This window comes from Microbacterium sp. ET2, assembly GCF_030347395.1.
GTDB classification, from domain to species: Bacteria; Actinomycetota; Actinomycetes; order Actinomycetales; family Microbacteriaceae; genus Microbacterium; species Microbacterium albipurpureum.
Genome location: NZ_CP128170.1, coordinates 1,337,379 through 1,361,760 on the forward strand (window position 1 = coordinate 1,337,379; position 24,382 = coordinate 1,361,760).

Here is a 24,382-nt window from a genome sequence, read left to right on the forward strand (position 1 = left end):
CCGGTGCGCCGCGCGGGCGCGCGCGACGGCGGGCTGGCATGTGTGTGACGGCGGGCTGGCACGTGTGTGACGGCGGGCTGCACGCGACCCGTCGAAAACTGCGGCTCGCGCGCCCTGCGGGCTGCACTTTCTGACGGGTCGCGACCCGCCGAGGCCCGCCCTGCGGGCGGGGCTCGGCCCGCGCCGCAGGCGGAGCCCGCCCCCGGGCCGCCGCGCCGCCTCTGCTCGCGACCCGTCAGAAAGTGCGGCTGGTGCGCCCCACGGGCGGCACTTTTCGACGGGTCGCGACCTGCCGGGGCCCGCCCCGCGGGCGGGGCTCGGCCCGCCCGCAGGCGGAGCCCGCGCCCGGGCCCCCGCGCCGCCTCTGCTCGCCACCCGTCACAAACTGCGGGTCGCGCGCCCCGCGGGCAGCACTTATTGACGGGTCGCGACCCGCTGAGGCCCGCCCCGCGGGCGGGGCTCGGCCCGCCCGCAGGCGGAGCCCGCGCCCGGGCCGCCGCGCCGCCTCTGGTCGCGACCCGTCAGAAAGTGCGGCTGGTGCGCCCCACGGGCAGCACTTATTGACGGGTCGCGACCCGCTGAGGCCCGCCCCGCGGGCGGGGCTCGCCCCGCCCGCAGGCGGAGCCCGCGCCCGGGCCGCCGCGCCGCCTCTGGTCGCGACCCGTCAGAAAGTGCGGCTGGTGCGCCCCACGGGCAGCACTTTTTGACGGGTCGCGAGCCGTCGAACCCCTTGCGATGCACCCGGGATGACCCGCTACAGTGTCCAGGTCCTGTTCCCGACGTGAGGAAAACCGGTGAAGGTATCCGACGGCTCCGCGTTCACGCGCTGACACCGTCGACCCGCCGCATCCGTCAGGTCTTCTCTGCCGCATCTCGGCGCCCGGTGTCTGTGCATCCCTCAGACATCCGGGAGGCCTCGTGCCGCAGTCATCCATCACCCCGTCCGTCGTCCTCGACGACGTCTCGTTCCACTGGCCCGACGGGACGGTCGCGCTTCGCGACGTCTCGGGCGCGATACCCGCGTGCCGCACCGGCCTCGTCGGCCGGAACGGCACGGGCAAGACCACCCTCCTCCGCCTCATCGCGGGCCATCTCATCCCCACCGCCGGGAGGATCCAGCGCATCGGCGATGTGGCGACCCTCGCGCAGCGGCTGACGCTCGACGTCCACACCCCCGTCGCCGACCTGCTGGGTGCCGGCCCGGCGCTGCGCGCGGTCCGCGCGATCGAATCCGGCGATGTCGACCCGCAGCACTTCGACACCGTCGGCGACGACTGGGACATCGAAGCACGCTGTCACGCCGCCCTCGCCGAGGCGGGCCTGCAACCCGACATGCTCGACCGCTGCGTGGGAGAGCTGTCGGGCGGCGAGGCCGTGCTCGCCGCGATCGCGGGCATCCGTGCGGGCGCGACCGCCATCACCCTGCTGGACGAGCCGACGAACAACCTCGATCGCGATGCGCGTCACCGCCTGTACGACCTGATCGACCAGTGGCGGGGAACGCTGATCGTCGTCAGCCACGACACCGCGCTGCTCGAGCGCATGGACGACACCGCCGAGCTGTACGACCACACGCTGTCGGTGTTCGGCGGCCCCTACTCGCAGTGGCGGGCGTGGCTCGACGCGGAGCAGGGTGCGGCGCGCCAGGCCGAGCGCGCTGCCGCGCAGCGCTACCGGCGAGAGCGGCGCGACCGCATCGAAGCCGAGACGAAGATCTCGCACCGCATGGCGACGGGGCGGAAGGCCGAGCGCGAGAAGCGGGTGCCGAAGATCGTCGCCGGCGGGCTGAAGCGGGCCGCGCAGGTGTCGGCGGGCAAGTACCGCGGCGACATGGCCGACCGCGAGGAGGCCGCCCGCGTCGACCTCGACCTCGCCGAGCGTCGTGTGCGCGATGACGACGCAGTGCGCATCGACCTGCCCGATCCGGGGGTTGCGGCGGGACGACGCATTGCCACGATCGACGGCGGCGAGCGCGCGTGGATCATCCAGGGTCCCGAGCGCGTGGCCCTCGTCGGACCGAACGGCGCGGGGAAGACCACCGCGCTGGAACGTCTCGTGAGCGGCGGAGGTTCCGTCGACGGCATCCTGCTCGAACCTCATACCGACCGGATCGGCTACCTTCCGCAGCGGGTGGACGGACTGAGCGACGACGAGTCCGTGCTTGCGAACATCGCCTCCGCCGCGCCGGGCACCGGCACGGTGGAACTGCGCAACCGGCTCGCCCGGTTCCTCATCCGCGGCGCGGCCGTCGACCGACCGGTGTCGGCGCTGTCAGGTGGTGAGCGATTCCGGGTGGCGCTGGCCCGCCTGCTCCTGGCCGACCCGGCGCCCCACCTGCTCGTGCTCGACGAGCCGACGAACAACCTCGATCTCGACACCGTCGACCAGCTCGTCGCGGCGCTGTCGTCGTACCGCGGAGCGGTGCTGGTCGTCAGCCATGACGACGCGTTCCTCCGACGGCTGGGGGTCGACCTCGTGCTCGGGCTGCGGGACGGGGTGCTGCACGAGGCTGACCTCGATGGGCAGGAGCCCCCGGACGTGGAGTGAGGAGAGGGACGGTCAAGCCCGCCCCGATGTCGGAGGGGCGCGGGAAGATGGGGGGATGAGCGACGCCTCGACGGTCGCAGCACCTGGGGTGCTCGGCCGCTTTGGTCCTGCAACCCAGGATTGGTTCCGTGGCGCCTTCGCCGAACCGACAGCGGCGCAGGCCGGGGCGTGGGATGCGATCTCCCACGGCAAGCATGCGCTCGTGGTCGCACCGACCGGGTCGGGGAAGACCCTGTCGGCGTTCCTGTGGGCGATCGACCGCATCTTCCGGGAGAAGGATGCTCCGGCGAAGGCCTCCGACGATGCCCCCCGTCGCCGCCGCCGCGGCGCCCGGGCGACCCCGCCCGCCCAGACCCGGGTGCTCTACATCTCGCCGTTGAAGGCCCTGGGCGTCGATGTCGAGCGCAATCTCCGGTCTCCGCTGGTCGGCATCGGCCAGTCGGGACGCCGTCTCGGCCAGCCCGTGCCGAACGTCACCGTCGGTGTGCGGTCGGGTGACACCTCCTCGAGCGACCGCCGCAAACTCGTCACCGATCCCCCCGACATCCTGATCACCACGCCCGAGTCGCTGTACCTCATGCTCACGAGCCAGGCGGGCGAGACGCTCCGCGAGGTGCATACCGTCATCATCGACGAGGTGCACGCCGTGGCTGCGACCAAGCGTGGCGCCCACCTCGCGGTGAGCCTGGAGCGCCTCGACGCGTTGCGGCAGTCACACGATGCGGGCGTCGCGCCGGCGCAGCGCATCGGCCTGTCGGCCACCGTCCGCCCCATCGACGAGGTCGCGCGCTTCCTGGGCGGCTCGCAGCCGGTCGAGATCGTCGCGCCGCGTTCGACCAAGGCGTTCGACCTGCGCGTGGTGGTGCCTGTCGAAGACATGCTCAACCCGCCGCCTCCTCCGGGGGCGGCGCCCGAACCGGATGCCGCCGGCGACGCGTCCGGCGACTGGTACGCGCCCGACTCGGCTCCGGAGGAACGGACGGGGTCGCTGTGGCCGCACGTGGAGGAGGCGATCGTCGACCGCATCCTCGCCCATCGGTCGACGATCGTGTTCTCCAACTCCCGACGTCTCGCCGAGCGATTGACGGGCCGGCTGAACGAGATCTACGCCGAGCGCATCGGCGCCGAGGTCCCCGACCCGACCGTCCCGGCCGCGACGATGGCACAGGCCGGATCGTCGGCCGGCGCCCCCGCCGTCCTCGCCAAAGCCCACCACGGGTCGGTCTCGAAGGAGCAGCGCGCGCAGGTCGAGGAGGAACTGAAGTCGGGCGTGCTCCGCTGCGTCGTGGCGACGTCGAGCCTCGAGCTGGGTATCGACATGGGCGCCGTCGATCTCGTCATCCAGGTCGAGGCTCCCCCGTCGGCGGCATCGGGTCTGCAGCGCATCGGCCGGGCGGGCCATCAGGTGGGCGAGGTGAGCCGCGCCGCACTCTTCCCCAAGCACCGCGGCGACGTGCTGCACACCGCGATCGTCACCGAGCGCATGCTCGCAGGCCAGATCGAGGCGATCACCGTTCCGCAGAACCCCCTCGACATCCTCGCCCAGCAGACCGTCGCGGCGTGTGCGCTCGGGCCGATCGACGTCGAGGGCTGGTTCGACACGGTCAAACGCAGCGCGCCGTTCCGCACCCTCCCCCGCTCCGCCTACGAGGCCACGCTCGATCTGCTGGCCGGGCGGTTCCCCTCCGATGAGTTCGCCGAGCTCCGGCCCCGGCTCGTGTGGGATCGCGACCACGGCACCCTCACGGGGCGTCCCGGCTCCCAGCGGATCGCGGTGACGAGCGGCGGCACGATCCCCGACCGTGGTCTGTTCGGGGTGTTCGTCGCCGGCGAGAGCAGCAACGCCCGCGTCGGCGAGCTCGATGAGGAGATGGTCTACGAGTCCCGCGTCAACGACGTCTTCACCCTCGGTACGACCAGCTGGCGCATCGTCGAGATCACCCACGACCGGGTCAACGTCGTGCCTGCCTTCGGTCAGCCCGGCAAGCTTCCCTTCTGGCACGGCGACGGCATCGGGCGCCCCGCCGAACTCGGTGAGGCTCTCGGGAAGTTCTCGCGAGAAGTGACCTCAGCGGGCGCCGAGAAAGCGGCCCAGCGCCTCGACGCCGCGGGACTCGACCCGCATGCGCAGCAGAACCTCCTCACCTACCTCGCCGAGCAGCGCGAGGCGACCGGATCCCTCCCGACCGACCGCACCCTCACCGTCGAGCGTTCGCGCGACGAGGTCGGCGACTGGCGCGTCATCCTCCATTCCCCCTTCGGCATGCAGGTCCACGCGCCCTGGGCCCTCGCGGTGAACGCCCGTATCCGCGAACGCCTCGGCGTCGAAGGCGCCGCGGTCGCGAGCGACGACGGCATCATCGCCCGGGTGCCGGATGCCACGGCGGAGCCGCCCGGCGCGGAATTGTTCGTCTTCGAACCCGACGAGCTCGAGCAGATCGTCACCGACGAGGTCGGCGGGTCGGCGCTGTTCGCCTCGCGGTTCCGCGAGTGCGCGGCGCGGGCGCTGCTGATGCCGCGAACCAACCCCAACCGGCGGAGCCCGCTCTGGCAGCAGCGGCAGCGAGCGGCGCAGCTGCTCGAGGTCGCACGTCGGTACCCGACCTTCCCGATCATCCTCGAAACCCTTCGGGAGGTGCTGCAGGACGTCTACGACCTCCCCGCGCTCCTGCGCATCGCCGCGAGCATCGCCGACCGGCGCATCCGTCTCATCGAGACCACGACGAGCCAGCCGTCGCCGTTCGCGCGCGACCTGCTCTTCGGATATGTCGGTGCGTTCATGTACGAGGGCGACTCGCCTCTCGCCGAGCGCCGCGCCGCCGCCCTCTCGGTCGACCCCGCGCTGCTGGGTGAACTGCTCGGCAAGGTCGAGATGCGGGAGCTGCTCGATCCGGACGTCATCGCGCAGTTCGAACGCGAGGTGCAGCGGCTGGACCCCGAACGCCGCGTGAAGGGTCTCGAGGGCGTCGCCGACCTGTTGCGACTGCTCGGTCCGCTCGATGCGGATGACGTCGCCGCACGCCTTCAGCCGAACGACGAGTCGCCCGGTGATGCGGCGGACCGTCAGACCGCCCAGGCACTCCTCGACGCCCTCGTCGAGGCGCGCCGAGCGATCCCCGTCACCATCGGCGGGGTGGCACGCGTCGCCGGCATCGAAGACGCCGGCCGCCTCCGAGATGCGCTCGGGGTGGCCCTGCCCGTGGGCATCCCCGTGGCCTTCCTCGAGCCGCTGGCCGATCCACTCGGCGACCTCGTCGCGCGCTTCGCGCGCACCCATGGCCCGTTCCGCACCGATGACGTCGCAACCCGCCTGGGCCTCGGCACCGCCGTCGCCCGCCTCACGCTGCAGCGCCTCGAAGCGCAGGGGCGCCTCTCGAGCGGGTTCTTCCTCCCCGTCGGCGACGACCGGACCGGTCGCGCCGAGGAGGCCGAGTGGTGCGACAGCGAGGTGCTGCGCCGCCTGCGGATGCGCTCGCTGGCCGCCATCCGCGGCAGCGTCGAGCCCGTTCCCCCCGACGCCTTCGCGCGATTCCTCCCGGAGTGGCAGCACGTGACCCGGCCGCTCGAGGGCATCGACGGCGTCGCCGCCGTCGTCGAGCAGCTGGCCGGGGTACCCATCCCGGCCAGCGCGTGGGAGTCGCTCATCCTCGCGGCGCGGGTTCGCGACTACACCCCGGCGCTCCTGGACGAGCTGACCACGAGCGGCGAGGTGGTCTGGTCCGGACACGGGTCGCTCCCCGGACGCGACGGCTGGATCGCCCTGCATCCGGCCGACACCGTGCCTCTCACCCTCGCACCGGCCGAGGACGAGCTCGCCGAAGGGTCGCTCGAGGCGCGCATCATCGAGGTCCTCGAGGCAGGGGGCGCCTACTTCGCCGCGCAGCTGAGGTCACTTGCCGACGCGGAGAACGAGCAGTCCGTGATCGATGCCCTCTGGGCGCTGACGTGGACCGGACGCGTCACCAACGACACATTCGCGCCTATCCGCACCCTCCTGACCGGCGGCTCGCAGGCCCACCGCGTGAGCCGGCGTGCGCCGCGCGCCCGGATGTACCGCGGCGCGGCCCTGCCCCGCGTCACCCCGTCGGCACCGCCCCGCCCGCCGGCCATCGGTGGGCGCTGGTCGCTCCTCCCCGCACCCGAGCCCGACCCGGCGCTGCGGGCGACCGCGGCGGCGAGCCTGCTGCTCGACCGCTACGGGGTGGTGACGCGCGGCTCCGTCCAGTCCGAGGGGATGCCGGGCGGCTTCGCGCAGGCGTACCGGGTGCTGGCGGGCTTCGAAGAGGCCGGCCACTGCCGCCGCGGGTACGTGATCGAGAAGCTCGGCGCGGCCCAGTTCGCCGCGTCGAGCACCGTGGACCGGCTGCGCCACTTCGCCGCCCTCGCCGACCCGCCGCCGCTCGCCGCCGTCACCCTCGCGGCGACCGACCCTGCCAATCCCTACGGCGCCGCTCTCCCCTGGCCGCGGGTCGAGGAGGTGTCCCACCGCCCCGGCCGCAAAGCCGGCGGCCTCGTCGTGCTCGTCGACGGTCGTCTGGTGCTCTACGTCGAGCGTGGGGGGAAGTCGACCCTCGCGTTCACCGACGAAGCCGCCTCGCTGCAGGCGGCGGCGCGTGATCTGGCCGCGACGATCGCCGCGCGCCGGCTCGACACGGTGACGGTCGAGCAGGTCAACGGCTCGTTCGTCCTCGGCACGCCCGTGGGAGGCGCACTCCGCGAGGCCGGATTCGTCGAGAGCCCCCGCGGTCTGACGCTCCGCCGCGCCACTGCGACCGCGGCCGGCGCGGGCGGATCGGCGCGCCGTGCCTGAGGGCGACACCGTCTTCCGCGCCGCGCGGCGGCTCCACGAGGCCCTCGCCGGTCACCCGGTGGCGCGCTTCGATCTGCGGGTGCCGCAGGTCGCGACGGTCGATCTTTCCGGTGAGACCGTGCACGCGGTGGTTCCGCGAGGCAAGCACATCCTGCACCGGATCGGCTCTTGGACCTTGCACAGCCACCTCAAGATGGAAGGCGAGTGGCACGTCTATCGCCGCGGCGGGCGGTGGCGCAAACCCGGATACAAGGCTCGCGCCATCGTCGGCACGGCCGAGTGGGACACCGTCGGATTCGACCTGGCCGACATCGCCGTCGTGCCCACCGAACACGAAGGGGAACTCGTCGACCACTTCGGCCCCGATCCGCTTTCGAGCCACTGGGACCCGGCGGAGGCTGCTCGGCGGCTCTCCGCCGACCCTCGCGAGATCCACGTCGCGCTTCTCGAGCAGCGCAATGTCGCGGGGTTCGGAAACGAATACGCCAACGAGATCCTCTTCGTCCGCGGCATCCTTCCCACCACTCCCGCCACGGACGTCGACGCGGCGGCACTGCTCGATGTCGGAGCACGCATGATCCGAGCCAACCGCGACCGCTCCGGCCGGACGTTCACCGGCGACTCGCGCCCCGGTCAGAGCACCTGGGTCTACCGCCGTGAGGGACGACCCTGCAGGCGGTGCGGCACAGCGATCATCGGCGGAGAACTCGGGGCAGATCCGACGCGCGAACGCATCGTGTTCTGGTGCCCCGTCTGCCAGACCTGAGACGCCGCACCCATCGACCCATCCGCTGTGTACCTCTGCGACGAAGACTTTGCAAGCCCCTGCATCCAAGAAGGCTGATGCGAGGGAATGTATCTGTGCAGGCATCGGTTGTATCTGTACTCGGCGCAACAACCGCGCTGAAGGAGGAGATCGTGGGTAAGAACTACGTCGACATCGAGAACGACCAGGGCGAGACGCTCCGCTACCGCAAGCACGTCAACGGACGCGGACTGATCGCTCACGGCGCGAAGGTGCACCCGACCGCCATCGTGGAGGCCGGTGCCTACGTCGAACCGGGTGCCCAGATCGCTGCCGGCGCCCGGATCGGGCGCGGTGCATGGATCGAAGCGGAGGCCATGATCGGCCCCGAAGTCCACATCGCTCCCCACGCCCACGTCGGACCCGGCGCGGTCGTCGGAGGCGGGGCGCGCATCGGCGTCCGCACGAACATCGGCGCGGGCGCCCGGGTCGCGGTGAACTCCCTCATCCGCGACGACGAGACGATCGCCGACGGTGAGCGCGTGGCGACCGACCGCCGAGGGTTCCGTCTGGCCGCATGACCCCGCCGGGCGCGGCGATGCGTCGGCCGCCGTTAGCCTGAAGGCATGACCTCCCGGCCGTTCCTTCTCGGAGCCGTTCCCGGCGCCACCCCCGGGAAATGGATCGGGATCTGGAAGGAGCGGATGCCGCGCGTCGCGCTCGAGCTCATGCCGATCTCGGTCTCGGAGCAACGGCGTCGGCTCGAAGCCGGTGACGTCCACGCGGCGCTCGTTCGTCAACCCCTCAGTAGAGACGGCCTGCACCTCATCCCGCTCTACGACGAAGTACCCGTCGTCGTCATGTCCACCGAGTCCCACCTGAGCGTCGCCGACGAGCTGACCTTCGGCGACCTGGCGGGCGAGACCGTCTTCACTCCCTCGGACGATGTGCTCGGCGTCGAGATCTCGGGAACGGTGGCGGCGACCCTCGACGGCTCGCTCGACACCGCCGAGGCCATCGCCACCGCGGCGAGCGGAGCCGGAATCGTCATCGTGCCGATGTCGCTGGCGCGCTTGCACCACCGCCGCGATGCGACGTTCCGTCCGCTGATCGACGGGCCCGTGTCATCCGTGGGTCTGGCCTGGCCACTGGATCCGCCGGACGATGAGATCGAGACGCACATCCAGACCTTCATCGGGATCGTCCGTGGCCGCAGCGCCCGTTCTTCGCGAAGGTGAGACAGGGGTGCCGCGGACCGAAACCCCCGCGACACCCCCGGAAGCGGCTCGGATCCTTCACGCCCCGCGGGAGCGCGCCCCCCGGCTGATCCTGAGTGCCCCCCGGTCGGGCTTCGGCCGACCGCACTCACTGCCGCTTCACAGTGTCGGAGCGGCGCGACCGGCCCGTGATACACGCCGCGCGAAGTTTTTCTAGAAGCCCCGGCCGTACACCTGGAACGGCGCGCGGATTCCCGTCCGTCGCCCAGCAGCAGCGAGCGCCTCAGCCGGGGCCCCGCCGGCGGCGAGGCCCTCGTGCATCATCGCGAGCAGTTCGCATGCGTCGTCGTCGGCCACCCGGACGGGTGCCGCGATCACCGACTCCGCTCCGCCGTGCAGCCAGATACGGGCCATACCGAGCGCCTCCTCGCCCCACCGCACCGAGGACCGCCCGACCTCGCAGGCCGAGAGCACCACGACGCGGGGCACATCGGGGATGAGGTCGATGTCGTAGCCGAACAGCACGCCGTCGGTGAGCTCCAAACCTGAGAACATCGGGTTGTCGGCGGTGTGACGACCGTGCGCGGCGACGTGGAGGACGCTGGAGGACGCGGCGAGGACGGCCGCCCCACGCACGGTCGCATCGGCCCCGATGAGCGTCGCCGACCAGGGCCAGGCAGACGCCGCCCTGGTGGCTTCCTCCTCGCCGCGTGGCACCCCCGGTCCGACGACGAATCCGGTTCCACCGCCGGTGGACACGGGTGGTCCGGACCTTGCGCGCACCCAGCGCGTCGCCGACGTCGCCGTCGTGAACACCCGCCCCTCCATCGAGGGGAGCATCCCCCACGGCACCCCACTGAGGAGGCCGGGCACCGTGAGCACGAGTCGCCGGCGATCGGTGCGGGCGAGCGCGGGATCGAGAATGCCCCTGCCGAGCTCCGCGAGTCGGGTCTGCAGCGCGGCCTGCACGACCGAGACCATCGGACCCGACCGCACCGCCGCTGCCGCATCGAGATCCGCGCGCAGCCCCGACAGCAGCAGGCTGACCCCGGCGGGGTCATCGAGTCGGATGAGACTGTCGTGCTCGCTGTCCGACACGAGGACCGCGAGAGCGGCTCCTGTGTAGACGAAGCTGAGCACCGCGGTGTCGGCACCGAGGACGCTGCGCAGGGTCTGCAGTGTCACACGCTCCGACGCCTCGCCCGCGCGGGTTCCCGCCCACTGCCGCCGGCGCGCCCGTTCGCGCAGCTCTGCCGCACGTGGATCGTCGAGCCAATCGATCCCCGGCCGCTCTGCGCGGATCGTGCGGAGTTCCGCCAGCTCGGCGGCCAGCTGGGGGTCGGGAGGCGGACGGAGCGGCGTCGACTGCTGGCTGAGCTGTCGGGCGCGCTCCGCCCACGCGAAGGCGACCTCCGGATCCCGGGAGTGCAGGGCCGCGTCCAGACCGGCGTACATCAGACGCGCACCGTGCATCGCGGCGGAGGTCTGCAGATCGAGGCTGCCGAACGTGCCGGTCCAGGACGCCAGGGTGTCGATGCCCCGCGCCGCGTGCCGGCGTACCTCACCGCGCCGACCGCGCCGCGCCGCACGGGCCGCTTTCACCTCGTGGGCGATGAGGCGCACTTCGAGGGGCGCGTCGTCGCGCACCCGGAGGCGCCGCCCGTCGAGCGAGGGATCGGCCGCGGCAGCCGTGAACCGCAGGGCGGTCGCCTCGCCGCGGAAGCCCTCTCGGACGAGATCCACCGCGACCTCCTCGACCCGTCGGGCGACCTCCTGCCCCGAAACTCCGCGCGGGGACTGCAGCTCGGCGCGCAACCGGATCGCATCCGCCCGGTGCGCCCAGGCTGCGTTCCCCAGGCGCTGGAATCTGCGGGATGCCGCGAGTGCGACCTTCCGCGCACGCGCGGGGTCGTGAGTGAGGAGCGATCGGGCCAGCTGGAACTCCGCCTCCGCCCGCGACTGCGGCATCCGGTGGGATCCGAAGACGCCCGCGACCCGCTCGAGCAGGCGCTCGGCCTCGGTGGTCTGCCCCGCTTCTCGCAGCACCTCGGCGCGGTCCATGTCGCCCACCGCCCCTGCGACGGGGGTCGTCGCCGCGGCCGGCCTGGCGGTCAGCATCGCCTCCAGCGCCGTCACGAGGTCTCCCGAGAGAAGGGCGATGTAGCCGAGATTGTGGCGGGCGTGGGCTTCGTCGGTCGCGAGACCCGAAGCGGCGAAACGCGCAGCCGCCCACTCGGCATCCGCCGCGGCCCCCTCGAGATCGCGGAGCTGCATCCGTCCCAGGCTCCGATTCATCCGCACCCGGGCGGAGGCGAGGGGATCGGCGTCGTCGAGAGAAGCGATCGCCTCACCGAAGAGCCGCTCGGCCTCGTCGAGCCGTCCGCCGTACATCGCCAGGGCCCCGAGCTGACCCCGCAGGATGGCGCGGGTGTGCGCCGTCAGCCCGCGCGCGGACAGGGCTGCCCGGAGCACCCGCTCGGCATCGGCCGGCGATCCGGTGCGCTGCAGCGCCAGCGCCTGGGTTCCCTCGATGCGCGCGAGAAGATCGGGGTCATCCGTACGGCCGGACGCCTGCGCGAGCACGCGGAGCGCGCGCGCGTAACGTCCGGAGATGCACAGCTCGACGGCGAGTCGGTGCAGATCCTCGGCGCTTCTCGTGGCCACCCTTCATCTTGGCGCAGACGCGGGCGTGCGCAATGGCGGGGCCGAATGCCGGCACGCCGGGACCCGGATGCCGCGGGGCGGCGTGTCGCCTGCGATCCCCGCCGTTGCACGCGTCCACCACCGGGAGCTCAGGCGGGCGCCCGGGTGGTGCCCTTCCATTCCTTCTCCAGCTGCGCTCCGGCTTTGCGGAGAGCCTTCACCCGTGGGCCGGGCTTCTCATCGAGGGAGCCGTCCATGAGTCCCACCCCGACCATCTCGGCGAGCGCTCCCGCGATGTGCGGGGCGGCGAAGGAGGTGCCGCTCCAGATCACGAAGCCGCCGGTGAAGTCGTCGGGGTCGATCGTCTCGCGGCGGAGGCCGTACCGGTCGTTGCGGGTGCCCGCCTGGATGCCGCCGTTCAGCGGCGGGGCGGAGCTGACGACGGCGACTCCCGGGGCGTACACGCGGACCCAGTCGCCGACGTTGCTGAAGAGGGCGACACTCCTACCGTTGGGGTTCAGCGCTCCGACCGACAGGTGCGGAGCGGCGTCGTCGGGGTCCTCCACCGTGAAGTCGGCGTCCGGCCACTTCCACAGCGCGGCGGGGAACGCCGGGCGATCGGTCGCATCGTTGCCGGCCGAGCAGACCACGGCGCAGCCGTGCCGACGCGCGGCGACGAGGTACGTCACGAGGGTCTGATCGAACTGCCCGTCCTCGGGCGTCTCGTGGTAGTAGCTCAGCGAGAGATTGAGGACGTCGATCGGCCGGCCACCCTCACCGCGGGCGTAGCGGATGACGAGCTCCGCGACCACGCGCACCGCCTCGAGAAACTCCCCTTCGAGGAGGGTGCCCTGGCTGTCGGCGACGCGGATGGAGATCAGGTCGGCGTCGGGAGCGATCTGCCGGATCACCCCCGCGACGAAGGTGCCGTGCCCCGCGGCCTGATCGAGGAATCCGTCGAAGGGCCCGGACACGTCGCCGACCTCTTCGGGGTCGGTGGCAGCCCCCACGACGCCGACCGGCTCGCCGCCGTTGTGGAGATGACGATCGACGATGCTGTCGGGCAGCCACGCGTGCCGCCCGCATCCGGTGTCCATGAAGGCGACCACGGGGCGGCGCCCGCGGATCGAGTCGTCGTCGCGGCGAGGCGGGTCTCCGATGTACGAGACCACCCCGCGGCCGCCGGACCCGGGATAGGCGTAGGAACCGGGACCGGGGGCATTGGTCGACCCGTACGGGTTGGTCGAGCCGTAGGGGTTCGTGGACCCGTAGGGATTGGTCGAGCCGTAAGGATTCGTGGACCCGTAGGGATTGGTCGAGCCGTAGGGATTCGTCGACCCGTAGGGGTTCGTCGAACCGTACGGATCGATGGAGATGATGTGGTCGAGCCCGACCCCGGGCAGTCCCTTCCCGGAGCGGCCGCGCGCCCGCTGCAGCAGTCGCCACGCATCGATGGGCGGAACGGGTTCGTCGTCGCGGCCGGGCTGCGGGTCGGGGAAGATCCGCGCGACGAGGACGAGCGGAAGACCCAGCTCCCGTCGCGCGACCCCGGCGCGTTCCCGCGCCGCCTCGTCGGAGAGCCGCTCCCCCCGCACCGTCTCCAGTCGCACGCCCCACCCGAAGTCGCCCGCGGCGCCGCGGAGGATCGAGAGGATCTCGTCCAGCAGCTCGTCGTCGGTGAGAAGGAGGTGGTCGGGGTCGTATGCGGTCGGGTAGGGCCGCACCCCCTCGACGCGTTCGCTGGTCGGGTCCAGGGGCACTCCGCGGGGGCGGGCGGCGTCGACGCGATCGCGCCAATCAGGGGTTCCGTCGGGTCGGACCATGGTGAGGCGTCTCCTCGATCAGGGGCGAGGCCGCGCCCGTCGGGCGCGGCAGGATCAGATTTCGAACTGCGGAGTCTGGAACTCGCGGGTCTCGGTCTCCCCGTGCGCACCCGGAAGCGACAGACGGAGGCGGGTCAGACCCGGGGGAACGTCGACGAACGCGAACCGGCCGTGCTCGCCGGCATCCGTCGTCCACTCGCGACCCTTCTGCACAAGGCGGATCGACAGCGGTTCGGCGTCCACCCAGCCGTCCACCCGGCGACGGCCGTCATCGGCGACGGAGAGGTGCAGCAGCACATTCGTGCGCCCGTCGCTGAACTGCAGCGTGGCCGTGTCGGCGTCACCGCGGGTCGCTGCGAGCGTGCCCTCCACGAGCGTCAGCAGCGCATACTCGCGGGAGAGGTCTTCGACCGCCACGGCGGCCACCATCCGGTCGACCAGGCCCGCGGGCATCGGATCGACCTCCTCCCACACCGCGCGAAGCCGTGCGAACAGACGGGCATCGGCCGAGTCATCCGTCGTCATCTCTGCCGTCCTCTCCTTCCTCTGCGAGGATCGCCCGCAGTTTGCCGAGACACCGCTGCCTCGTCGGACCGATCGAGCCGACGGGCATCGCGAGATCTGTCGCGATGCGGGCGTAATCGGGTCGTTCATCGAAGGCGACCACGCGCAGGAGGCGCTGGCACCGTTCATTGAGCTGACCCACCGCGAGCCAGAGGCGCTGCGACGCATCGTCGCGAAGCGCCGTCTCCTCGGCCGATTCGTGGGCCGGCAGGTGCGGCTCGAGATCGTCGACCTCGGTGGGATCGGCACGGCGCTGCTGGCGGCCGACCCGCCACGCCTCCCGCCGCGCCGTCGTGGTGAGCCAACCCGAAACGGCACGCGGCTCCTCGATCGATTCGTGCCGGCGCACCAGGGTCAGCCACGTCGTCTGCACGACGTCCTGGGCGAGCGCCGCATCGACGCCGTAGGCGCGGACGACGTGCCACAGGGTCGGGGTCATGAGTCGGACGAGGTCATCCATCGCGCTGCGGTCGCCGTCGCGCCATCGCTGGAACAGGGTGGCGGCGAGCTCCCAACGCAGAGGGCGGGCAGGGTCGACCCCGGCATCCGCGTCAGCATGCGTCATAGCGCCCATTGTGGCCACACCCGAACAGAGGCACCACCCGGACGTGTGATACATCCTCGGCCGACCTAAACTTCACGGGTGACCTCCGCCGACCTGCTCTACCTCTGCGCGCGTCCCCAGGAGGCGGCCGCAGCGGCCGAATACACGTCGTTCCGCGAGGCGATGGGGGTCGGCATCGAGCGGATGCACCGCCACGACCTGGTCCGCTCGCCCCTGCCGGATGACGCACTGGAGACGTACCGCGCCGTGGTCGTCGGCGGGAGCCCCTTCAATGTCGTCGACCCCGAATCGTCGAAGACCGACGTGCAGCGCCGCGTCGAGCGCGACCTCGAACGGGTCGCCGCCGTGGCGGCCGAGGGCGACTCCCTCGCGGCGATGTTCACCTGCTACGGCATCAGCGTGGTCACGCGCCTCCTCGGCGGCCAGGTCAGCCGCGGATTCCCCGAGGATGCCGGTCCGACGGCCGTGTCGCTGACGCCCGCCGCCCAGGACGACCCGCTCTTCGCCACGCTCGCGTCGAGCTTCTCCGCCCTGACCGGCCACAAGGAGGGCACCGCCGCCCTGCCGTCCGGCGCCGTGCACCTCGCCGCGAACGAGGCCTGCCCGGTGCAGGCCTACCGCGTCGGCGATCGGCTGTACACCACGCAGTTCCACCCCGAGCTGACCCCGCGGGCCTTCACCGAGCGCATGCAGGTCTACCGCAACGACGGATACTACGACGCCCGCGACTACGACGTCATCGCCGGCCGGGTGCTCGCGACGCCGGTCACGGAGCCTGCCCGCCTGCTGGCTGCGTTCGGCGCGCGCTTCGGCGCACCGGTCTGACGCCTCCTCCGGCGGCACCGCTCAGGTCGCACCTCCGGGGGGATCGACGAGCAGACCCACCCGTTCGTCGAGATACCCCGCGAGGGGAACGTAGCCGCCGGTCGCGCTCCATCGTACGCGCGGTTCGTCGTCGACCATCGTCACGGGACCGGATGCCACGCCACGACCGATCGCGTCGAGGTCCAGTCGCTGCCATCCGATGTGGACGGTCTCGCCCTCGGCGAATCCGCCCCGCTGGGCAGCCGCCGCCAGCTCCGCGCGCTGCCGCTGCGACTCCGCGGTGAAGCCGCGCCGCACCTCGGCGCGAGCTCGCAGGATGTCGCCCGTGGCCAGCAGCTCGTCATCGGTCAGAAGGAGCGTGCCGAGATGCCACGCGGCGCCCCGCCGGACGATCCGGGGCGCACGCGGGATTCCGAGCATGCGCCGCGGCGGCAGCAGCTCCCCGAGACCCTCACGGGAGACCTCGGCCAGCCGGGTCCGGGCACCGGCGAGCAGATCGTCGAGGACACTCACGCGGTGTCGGACATCGGGGCGGAATCCCACTCGAGGCTGTCATCGGCGGAGGTCGCGCGCTTTCCGCGCGTGAGGGCGGCGATGAGCGGAAAGAGGAGCACCGAGAGCATCCCCGCCCCCACCAGCACCGCTGCGGTGGACCCCTCGAGCACCTGCTCGTCGACGCCGATGGTCGTCACCGCGACAATGATCGGCAGGCCGGTTGCGCCCATGAACATCGTCGCCAGCCGGTCGCGCACGCTCGATCCCCGCGGCGCGGCCAGCATCGACGGAAGCCCCCGGACGACGAGCAGCCCGATCAGAGCGACGGGGACGGCCAGGAGCAGCAGCGGCTCGGCGATGAGGCTCGCCAGGTCGAACTCGATGCCCGTGTCGATGAAGAACACCGGGATGAGGAAGCCGAACGCCACCGCTTCGACCTTGGTCTCGACGTCTTTCCGCTGCTTCTCGCCCGCTCCGCGCATGAGGAGCCGCCAGATGACACCGGCTGCGAAGGCACCGAGCAGCACGTCCACGCCCAGGATGACGCTCAGGACCACCAGCGCCGCGATGATGAGGAACATCACCCGGATGGCGAACTGCCCGGAGGTGTGGAGCGTCGCGGTGACGACCGTGTAGAGCGGGCCCTGCGGCATCCGGTACGCCAGCACCATCGCGCCGGCCGCGACGACGAGGAAGATCAGGAGCACCACCGTCGCCGTCCCGATGTCACGCCCGCCGAGGAACAGGGTGATCGCGATGAGCGGACCGAACTCCCCGACGGTGCCGACCGCCATGACCGAGCGACCGAACGGGGTGCGCAGGTCGCCGCTGTCACGGAGGATCGGCACCAGGGCGCCCAGCGCGGTGGACGCCAGCGCGATTCCGATGATGACGCCGGCCTCGCCCGGGGAGAGGATGAAGCCGATCCCCACGCCGACGGCGATGCTGATCGCCCAGCCGAACCACGCGAACCGGCCGCTCCTGCCTCTCAGTGCGCTGGCCTCGATCTCGGAGCCGGCGATGAAGAACAGGGCGACCAGGCCGAACTCGCTGAGGAAGTCGATGAACGCCGACTCGCCGACCCAGCCGAGCACCTGCGGGCCGACGAGGATCCCGAGGAGGAGTTCGAACACGACGATGGGCACGGCGACCCAGCGGCTGAGGCCGCGCACCAGCAGCGGCGCCGCCACGGCGACCAGCGCGATCACCACAGCGGCGATGTCCAACCCGTCCACGTCGCTCAGCGTAGCGAGCGGGCGGTACGCACGTCAGCGGGGAGCGCCGATCACGCCGGCGGAACGGCCCTTCGAGCGGTTTCGAGGGTGCGGCGCGCGTCCTCGACCCGTTCGGCGGCGGCGGTCCGCGCTGCAGCGGCCGCCTTCCGTGCGTCGGCCGCGGCGCGAGCATCCTTCTCCACGCGCGCGAGCTGCGCACGCAGCTCCTCGACCCGCTCGGAGAGGTGGTCGGCACGTTCCGTCGCCGTGGCGAGCAGAGCTTCGGCGCGCGTCAGCTCGCGCTCGGCGTCGCTCGCTCCGCGCTCCGCGGCCCGCACCGCCTGCTCGGCCGCCTTCCGGGCCCGGCGCGCGGCGAGGTCGTCGGTCGTTCGCTCAGGCCGGGCGGCGGCGTCGGGGAGACCCGGGATGCTGCCCCCCACCGCCTCGGACAGGTCGACCGGATCGACGCCGGTCGCCTCGAGGGGCCGGATGAGGCGCCCGGTCGCGACCGCCGCCCCTGCGAGCGGGTCGAGGAGTGCGGCGGTGATCGTCGCCGCGACGTCGTCGCGCGCGGCCGCGCTGACCGTCACGCCGTGCTCGGCCGCGAGCGTCACCGCCTGGCGCGCGAGCGCCTGAACCAGCGCGCGGCGTTCCCGACCGAGGCGCTGCATCTCCTTGGCGTCGAGGTCGTCCTGCGCTTCGCGCAGCGCCGCCGCGAGGTCGAGCACCTCGGTGAGACGTCCCTCGCGGGCGAGCAGGTCGACCGCCCAGGCGGAGGCCGCCGGCTTGCGGAGGGAGCGGATACGGGAGCCGAGCGCCCGCGGCGCGGCAAGTGCGCGCGCGTTGCGTGCGGCGGTGAACTCGTCGGGGCGGAGGGCGTAGAGCTCGGCCGCGACGGCGTCGAGCTCGTCGGCCTCGCCGCCGCTCGCACCGCCCGAATCCTCCCCGGCCATCGACCCATTCTGCCCCGCATCACCGGCGCTCACGGGGGCATCGCGCGGGGTCAGACCGCGAGCGCGCCGCGGCGAGACGCCGGGGCCACCACCGTCGGCGTGGCGGGCGGCGCGTGGAGCTCACGGTGGAGACGCTCCATGCGGACGTCGAGTTCGGCGGCGGTGTCCGCGGCATCCCGCAGACTCTCGATCAGCCCCTCGGGAACCTGCCGGTCGTACTTGTAGTAGATCTTGTGCTCCAGACTCGCCCAGAAGTCCATCGCGATGGTGCGGAACTGCACCTCCACCGGCACCGTGACGGGGCCGGTGGAGAGGAACACCGGCACCTCCACGATCGCGTGGAGACTCTTGTAGCCGTTCGGCTTGGGGTCTTCGATGTAGTCCTTCACGGTGCGCACCGTCACATCGTCCTGGCGCGTCAGAAGGTCGAACAGCCGGTAGGCGTCGGTGACGAAGCTGCAGGTGACGCGGACGCCGGCGATGTCGGTGATGTGCTCGCGCACCGCGGCGAATTCGGGATCGATGCCCTTCCGCGCCACCTTGTCCACGATGCTGTCGGGCGACTTCACGCGGCTGGAGACGTGCTCGATGGGGTTGTAGTCGTGCAGATACAGGAACTCGTCGCGGAGGATGCCGATCTTGGTCTCGATCTCCTGCATGCCGAAGCGGTACTCCAGCAGGAAGCGCTGCATCTCGTCGCGGAGCGCCCGCATCTCGGCAGGGCTCACCGAGATGCGGTCGTCGTCACCGGGGTCTGGGTCCATGATGCGACGCTAGGGACGCCGGCTCTGAACGGGCTGAAAGGCCTGCGGCGGTGTCAGAGGATGCCGGCGGCCTGCCGTGCGGCGCCGAGGGCGACGTACTCACCGGGCGCCGGCACCTCGACGGGCATGCCGAGCACGAGCGGAGCGATCTCGCGCACCGCCTCGGACTGTGCGCCGCCGCCGATGAGGAGTGCCCGCTGCAGCGGCACGCCGAGACTCCGAAGGGCGTCCAGACCCGCGCCGAGTCCGCCGAGCATCCCCTCGACCGCCGCGCGGGCCAGGTTCTCACGGGTCGTGGATGCGAGGGTCATGCCGTCGAGCGATGCCGTGGCGTCGGGGAGGTTCGGAGTGCGCTCGCCCTCGAAGTACGGCACGAGCGTGAGGCCCGCCGCGCCCGGCTCGGCGGCGAGCGCGAGGCGGCTGAGCTCGGCGTGGTCGACGCCCAGGAGTCGGGCGATCGCGTCGAGCACGCGCGCGGCGTTCAGGGTCGCCACGAGCGGGAGGAACCGCCCGGTGCAGTCGGCGAAGCCGGCGACCGTGCCGGTCGGGTCGATCGTGCGCTCGTCGCTGACGGCGAAGACGGTGCCGCTCGTGCCGATCGAGACGACGACATCGCCCGCGGCCGCACCGAGCCCGAGCGCGGCACCGGCGTTGTCGCCCGCCCCGCCGCCCACGCGACGCCCCTCGGCGTCGGTGACATGGTCGTCGGGGCCGAGCACCCGCGGCAGGCGCGCGTCGTGGCCGAGCGCGGCCTCCAGGAGTGCGTGATCGTAGCCGCCGGTCCCGGGATCCCAGTAGCCGGTGCCCGAGGCATCCGATCGGTCGGTGACGAGCTCGTCGAGGACGGGACCGCGCGGGGCCTCGCCGACAGGCCCGAACCCGCGCAGCCGCCAGGTGAGCCAGTCGTGCGGAAGAGCGACCGCTGCGACCTGTGCGGCGTTGTCGGGCTCGGCATCGCGGAGCCAGCGAAGCTTGGTGATGGTGAACGACGCCACCGGCACGAGACCGGAGCGCTGCGCGAGGTCGTCGGCACCGAACTCGGCGATGAGATCGCGGGCCGCGCCCGCCGAGCGGGTGTCGTTCCACAGCAGGGCCGGACGGATGACGCGGCCGTCGGCGTCGAGGACGACCATGCCGTGCTGCTGCCCCCCGATGGCCCACGCCTCGACGTCGGCCAGACCGCCGGCATCCTCGATCGCCGCCTGCAGCGCCTGCCACCAGGCGGAAGGGTCCACCTCGGTCCCCTCCGGGTGCGTGGCGCGTCCCTGGCGGACCACCTCGCCGGAAGCGGTGTCGACGATCACGACTTTGCACGACTGGGTCGACGAGTCGACCCCCATCACGAGCGCCATGGCTCTCCTCGTTTCCGGGTGGATCCGCCGAAACCCACCGCGGCCGTCGAGACCGACGGTATCGCGGTGGGTTTCGCGCGGGAAGGTGGGTCTCGACGCGTCAGCGCGCGCCGAGCAGGTGCTCGGTGGCCAGCTGCTGCAGGCGGACGAAGCCGAACCCGTGGCCGCCGAGGTAGGCCTGCGCGTCGAAGTCCTCGTACGCCGAGCGGTCGCCGAGCAGGTCGTCGTACGACTCTCCCGCGTTCAGCGTCGGCTGGGCGAGCTCGGTGACCTTCGACGCCTCCAGTGCCTCCTGCACCTCGGGGTCGGCGCGGAAGGCCGCGGCGCGCTCCTTGAGCAGCAGGTAGGTGCGCATGTTGGCGGCCGCCGAGTCCCAGACACCGGTCTCGTCCTCGGTGCGCGAGGGCTTGTAGTCGAAGTGACGCGGGCCGTCGTAGGCGGGCACGCCACCCGGGCCGCCGTTCTCGAGCAGGTCGACCAGGGCGAAGGCGTTGTGCAGGTCGCCGTGACCGAACACGAGGTCCTGGTCGTACTTGATGCCGCGCTGCCCGTTGAGGTCGATGTGATAGAGCTTGCCGTGGTAGAGCGCCTGCGCGATGCCGGCGGCGAAGTTCAGGCCCGCCATCTGCTCATGGCCGACCTCGGGGTTCAGGCCCACGAGCTCAGGGCGCTCGAGCGAATCGATGAACGCCAGAGCGTGCCCCAGCGTGGGGAGCAGGATGTCACCGCGGGGCTCGTTGGGCTTCGGCTCGATCGCGAAGCGGATGTCGTAGCCCTTGTCGGTGACGTAGTCGCCGAGGAGGTTCACGGCCTCGCGGTAGCGCTCGAGAGCGGCGCGGATGTCCTTTGCGGCGTCGTACTCCGCGCCCTCGCGGCCGCCCCACATCACGAACGTCTTCGCACCGAGCTCGGCGGCGAGGTCGATGTTGCGGAGCACCTTGCGGAGCGCGAAGCGGCGGACCTGACGGTCGTTCGAGGTGAACCCGCCGTCCTTGAAGACCGGTGCGGAGAAGAGGTTGGTGGTCACCATCGGCACGATGAGGCCGGTGTCGGCGAGGGCGCCCTTCAACCGGTCGATCTGCGTCTGGCGCTCGCTGTCGCTCGAGCCGAAGGCGAAGAGGTCGTCGTCGTGGAAGGTGAGTCCGTAGGCGCCGAGCTCAGCGAGCTTCTCGACGGCGTGGACGACGTCCAACGCCGGTCGGGTCGGGCCGCCGAACGGGTCGGTGCCGTTGTATCCGATGGTCCAGAGGCCGAACGAGAACTTGTCGGCGCGGGTGGGGGTGGGCATGGCGCTCCTTCGCGGGAAATTGTTGCGGTTAACAACCTATACCACGACGGATGCCGCGTCCACCCGCTCCTCATAGCCGCGCTGACACCGAGGACACCTCGATCTCGGCACGGAGTCGGCGGCGGTGATCAACCTGCCGAACAGGTCCGGAGAGGACGATCGCATAGTCGGAGACGAGGTCTGCACTCGACCTGCCCGCCGACAGGACGAGCCGCCCGGCGTCAACGATCCGCTTCCCCGCAGCGCCGGTGTAAGCGGCCAGGTCGGCGTGCACCCGGAAGCGGACGTCGGCTGATTCGCCCCGCTCCAGCGGCACCCGCGCGTAGGCGATCAGCTTCTGCAGCGGCCGGGCAACCGTTGCCACCGGGTCGTGCAGATAGAGCTGCACCACATCGGTCCCGGCGCGCTCGCCGTCGTTCGTCACACGCAGGCTCAGCGTCACCTCGCCGTCCGTCGTGATCTCCGCCGCGTCCCCGTCGAGATCGGACCACGTGAAGGAGGTGTACGACAGACCATGACCGAAGGGGAACGCAGCGGTGGGGTCGATGTTGGAGACCTCGGTGCGCCGGGCGAGCGTGGATGCCAGATAGGTCGTCGGCTGAGCACCCGGCGACGACGGGACGCTCACCGGCAGGCGACCGCTCGGGTTGATCCGGCCGCTCAACACGCCCGCGATCGCGCCCGCCCCCTCCTCGCCCGGGAAGAACGCTTCGATCACCGCGGCGGACTCGTCCACCGCGCGACCCAGGGCGTAGGGGCGCCCGGCGAGCAGGACGACGATCGCGGGGATGCCCGCGTCGATCACGGCGTCGAGCAGCTGCTGCTGAGCGCCGGGCAGGTCGAGCGATGCCGCGTCGCATCCCTCCCCGCTCGTCCCGCGCCCGAAGAGACCGGCACGATCACCGAGAGCGAGGACGACCACGTCCGCGGCGCGTGCCGCGGCGACGGCGGCGTCGATGCCGGTGGTCTCCCCGCCGTCGACGCTCGTACCGATCTCGTGATCGACTCTGGCGCCGGGGAACTCTTCGCGCAGCACCTCGAGGAGCGTGGGGATGCGGATGCCCAGCTCCGTTCCGGGATGCTGCGTGACGACGTGGGTCGGGAAGGAGTAGCAGCCGAGCATGGCATACGGATCGTCCGCGTTGGGACCGATCACGGCGATCGACGCCGGTCGGTCGAGGGGCAGCGTCCCGTCGTTGCGCAGGAGCACGATCGCCTCCTCGGCCAGCCGCCGTGCCAGTTCGCGGTTGCGGGGCGGATCGAGATCGACCGTGCCGCGCACGGACTCGGGCGAGGACAGATCCGCCTCGGCCAGGGCCATGGGCACCGCCGACCAGTCTGACGCGAGCAAACCGAGCTGCTCCTTCTGCCTCAGAACCCGCCGAAGAGCCCGATCGACGAGCGCTTCCTCGACGATCCCCTCATCGACCGCACGCCGAAGGGGCTCGCCGAACGTCTTGACGGTCGGCAGCTCGACGTCGATTCCAGCCTCCAGCGCCGCACCCGCGGCATCCCCCCAGGAATAGGCGACGCCGTGGAGGAGCTTCAGGAACGCGACGGAGAAGTAGTCGGCGACAACCGTCCCCTCGAAGCCCCACTCCTCGCGCAGAAGCTCCGTGAGGAGGGTCCGGTCGGCTGCGGTGGGCACGCCGTCGAGGTCGGCGTACGAGTTCATCACACTGCGGACGCCACCCTCCCGAATCGCCATCTCGAACGGCGGAAGGAGCACGTCCTGCAGTTCACGCGCACCGATCGACACCGGGGCGAGGTTGCGGCCGCCCTTGGAGGCGGAGTAGCCGACGAAGTGCTTCAGCGTCGCGACGACGCCTGCCGACTCGAGACCCGACACGTACGCAGTACCGACGGTCGCGACGAGGTGCGGGTCTTCGCCGATCGTCTCCTCGACACGGCCCCACCGCGCATCCCGCACGACATCCAGCACCGGCGCGAGGCCCTGGTGCACGCCGACCGATCGCATGTCGTCACCGATGCGACGGCCCATGCGTCCGACCAGCTCGGGGTCGAAGGTCGCCCCCCAGCTCAGGGGCACGGGGTAGGCCGTCGCACCCCAGGCGGCGAAGCCCGCGAGGCACTCCTCGTGAGCCACGGCCGGAATTCCGAAGCGGGATGCCCCACGAAGGCGCTGCTGCGTCCGCATGAGCGAGAGCGCCGCCACCCCGGCATCGACCGGCTTCGTGCCGAACGGTCGCGTCAGCTGCCCGAGGCCCGCCGGCAGGAGCGCGTCGAGGTCGACGGCCTCTTCGACATCGTGCTGGTGGGGCGCCACGTCGCCGCCCTCAGCCGACGCGCCCACCCACACTCCGTAGAGCTGCGCGAGCTTCTCCTCCAGCGACATGCGAGAGACGAGCAATTCGACGACGCCACCGGTGACGTCGCCGGCGATGGCGTCGGGATCGAGAGCACGTGCTCCGGCGGCGATGCCCTCATCGGCGTCGTTCGGAACCGGAATCGAAAGTTTCATATCTGCGCCTTCACAGTCATGCGATCAGGACGCGCGCCCACGATTCGGACTCACGATCGTACGAAACAGGCAACACGAACACTTCGCGGACCGCT

17 protein-coding genes are annotated in these 24,382 nt (G+C 71.8%); 6 read left to right on the forward strand and 11 right to left on the reverse strand.

The genetic code is table 11. The features are described 5' to 3' along the window. The first annotated feature begins 918 nt into the window (after positions 1-918). From QSU92_RS06540 to QSU92_RS06560, 5 genes are all read left to right on the forward strand, one after another. On the forward strand, positions 919-2,547 hold the full coding sequence (locus tag QSU92_RS06540; protein WP_289265371.1) for an ABC-F family ATP-binding cassette domain-containing protein: 1,629 nt from the start codon (positions 919-921) through the stop codon (positions 2,545-2,547). Positions 2,548-2,602: 55 nt separating this feature from the next. Then, complete coding sequence (locus QSU92_RS06545) at positions 2,603-7,357, forward strand: ATP-dependent helicase (RefSeq protein WP_289265372.1); 4,755 nt, start codon at positions 2,603-2,605, stop codon at positions 7,355-7,357. Beyond that, complete coding sequence (locus tag QSU92_RS06550) at positions 7,350-8,123, forward strand: DNA-formamidopyrimidine glycosylase family protein (protein WP_289265373.1); 774 nt, start codon at positions 7,350-7,352, stop codon at positions 8,121-8,123. Before QSU92_RS06545 ends, QSU92_RS06550 begins: the two co-directional genes overlap by 8 nt. 152 nt (positions 8,124-8,275) lie before the next feature. After that, a complete protein-coding gene (locus QSU92_RS06555) occupies positions 8,276-8,683 on the forward strand; it encodes a transferase (RefSeq protein ID WP_289265374.1) in 408 nt (135 codons plus the stop codon). Between the two features lie 45 nt (positions 8,684-8,728). Continuing rightward, complete coding sequence (locus QSU92_RS06560) at positions 8,729-9,340, forward strand: LysR substrate-binding domain-containing protein (RefSeq protein WP_289265375.1); 612 nt, start codon at positions 8,729-8,731, stop codon at positions 9,338-9,340. 192 nt (positions 9,341-9,532) lie between these two features. Here the strand turns inward: QSU92_RS06560 and QSU92_RS06565 are convergent, their stop codons facing one another. The 4 genes from QSU92_RS06565 to QSU92_RS06580 form a co-directional block, all read right to left on the reverse strand. Further along, positions 9,533-11,983, reverse strand: coding sequence for a CHAT domain-containing protein (locus QSU92_RS06565; RefSeq protein ID WP_289265376.1), 2,451 nt, complete (start codon positions 11,981-11,983; stop codon positions 9,533-9,535). A 128-nt stretch (positions 11,984-12,111) separates the two neighbouring features. Further along, complete coding sequence (locus QSU92_RS06570; RefSeq protein WP_289265377.1) at positions 12,112-13,785, reverse strand: S8/S53 family peptidase; 1,674 nt, start codon at positions 13,783-13,785, stop codon at positions 12,112-12,114. A 54-nt stretch (positions 13,786-13,839) separates the two neighbouring features. Continuing rightward, on the reverse strand, positions 13,840-14,310 hold the full coding sequence (locus QSU92_RS06575) for a hypothetical protein (protein ID WP_289265378.1): 471 nt from the start codon (positions 14,308-14,310) through the stop codon (positions 13,840-13,842). Then, a complete protein-coding gene (locus QSU92_RS06580; protein ID WP_289265379.1) occupies positions 14,297-14,914 on the reverse strand; it encodes an RNA polymerase sigma factor in 618 nt (205 codons plus the stop codon). The genes QSU92_RS06575 and QSU92_RS06580 overlap by 14 nt, the downstream gene beginning before the upstream one ends. Before the next feature lie 78 nt (positions 14,915-14,992). Here QSU92_RS06580 and QSU92_RS06585 point away from each other — a divergent pair, with 78 nt between their 5' ends. Further along, entirely contained in the window at positions 14,993-15,739 is a 747-nt protein-coding gene (locus QSU92_RS06585) for a glutamine amidotransferase-related protein (protein WP_289265380.1), read from the forward strand. A 21-nt stretch (positions 15,740-15,760) separates the two neighbouring features. On the opposite strand, the gene QSU92_RS06590 is transcribed toward QSU92_RS06585, so the two are convergent. From QSU92_RS06590 to QSU92_RS06620, 7 genes are all read right to left on the reverse strand, one after another. Next, positions 15,761-16,252, reverse strand: a complete 492-nt coding sequence (locus QSU92_RS06590; protein ID WP_289265381.1) for a glutaminase — start codon at positions 16,250-16,252, stop codon at positions 15,761-15,763. Further along, complete coding sequence (locus tag QSU92_RS06595; RefSeq protein WP_289265382.1) at positions 16,249-17,469, reverse strand: cation:proton antiporter; 1,221 nt, start codon at positions 17,467-17,469, stop codon at positions 16,249-16,251. The genes QSU92_RS06590 and QSU92_RS06595 overlap by 4 nt, the downstream gene beginning before the upstream one ends. Before the next feature lie 50 nt (positions 17,470-17,519). Continuing rightward, positions 17,520-18,401, reverse strand: a complete 882-nt coding sequence (locus tag QSU92_RS06600; protein ID WP_289265383.1) for a coiled-coil domain-containing protein — start codon at positions 18,399-18,401, stop codon at positions 17,520-17,522. Between the two features lie 50 nt (positions 18,402-18,451). Next, positions 18,452-19,165, reverse strand: a complete 714-nt coding sequence (locus QSU92_RS06605) for a GTP pyrophosphokinase (protein WP_289265384.1) — start codon at positions 19,163-19,165, stop codon at positions 18,452-18,454. Between the two features lie 53 nt (positions 19,166-19,218). Further along, on the reverse strand, positions 19,219-20,517 hold the full coding sequence (xylB, locus tag QSU92_RS06610) for a xylulokinase (protein WP_289265386.1): 1,299 nt from the start codon (positions 20,515-20,517) through the stop codon (positions 19,219-19,221). 100 nt (positions 20,518-20,617) lie between these two features. Next, positions 20,618-21,805: a xylose isomerase gene (gene xylA, locus QSU92_RS06615; protein WP_124292305.1), complete on the reverse strand. Its 1,188-nt coding sequence runs from the start codon at positions 21,803-21,805 to the stop codon at positions 20,618-20,620. A gap of 70 nt (positions 21,806-21,875) precedes the next feature. Next, positions 21,876-24,287, reverse strand: coding sequence for a beta-xylosidase/alpha-l-arabinosidase (locus tag QSU92_RS06620; RefSeq protein WP_289265387.1), 2,412 nt, complete (start codon positions 24,285-24,287; stop codon positions 21,876-21,878). Positions 24,288-24,382: the final 95 nt, after the last annotated feature.

Excerpts from the sequence above, each read along its gene's own strand:
- QSU92_RS06545 (WP_289265372.1), top strand. The coding sequence starts at position 2,603 with ATGAGCGACGCCTCGACGGTCGCAGCACCTGGGGTGCTCGGCCGCTTT.
- QSU92_RS06560 (WP_289265375.1), top strand. The coding sequence starts at position 8,729 with ATGACCTCCCGGCCGTTCCTTCTCGGAGCCGTTCCCGGCGCCACCCCC.
- QSU92_RS06570 (WP_289265377.1), bottom strand. The coding sequence starts at position 13,785 with ATGGTCCGACCCGACGGAACCCCTGATTGGCGCGATCGCGTCGACGCC.
- QSU92_RS06575 (WP_289265378.1), bottom strand. The coding sequence starts at position 14,310 with ATGACGACGGATGACTCGGCCGATGCCCGTCTGTTCGCACGGCTTCGC.
- QSU92_RS06580 (WP_289265379.1), bottom strand. The coding sequence starts at position 14,914 with ATGACGCATGCTGACGCGGATGCCGGGGTCGACCCTGCCCGCCCTCTG.
- QSU92_RS06600 (WP_289265383.1), bottom strand. The coding sequence starts at position 18,401 with ATGGCCGGGGAGGATTCGGGCGGTGCGAGCGGCGGCGAGGCCGACGAG.
- QSU92_RS06605 (WP_289265384.1), bottom strand. The coding sequence starts at position 19,165 with ATGGACCCAGACCCCGGTGACGACGACCGCATCTCGGTGAGCCCTGCC.
- xylB (WP_289265386.1), bottom strand. The coding sequence starts at position 20,517 with ATGGCGCTCGTGATGGGGGTCGACTCGTCGACCCAGTCGTGCAAAGTC.
- xylA (WP_124292305.1), bottom strand. The coding sequence starts at position 21,805 with ATGCCCACCCCCACCCGCGCCGACAAGTTCTCGTTCGGCCTCTGGACC.
- QSU92_RS06620 (WP_289265387.1), bottom strand. The coding sequence starts at position 24,287 with ATGAAACTTTCGATTCCGGTTCCGAACGACGCCGATGAGGGCATCGCC.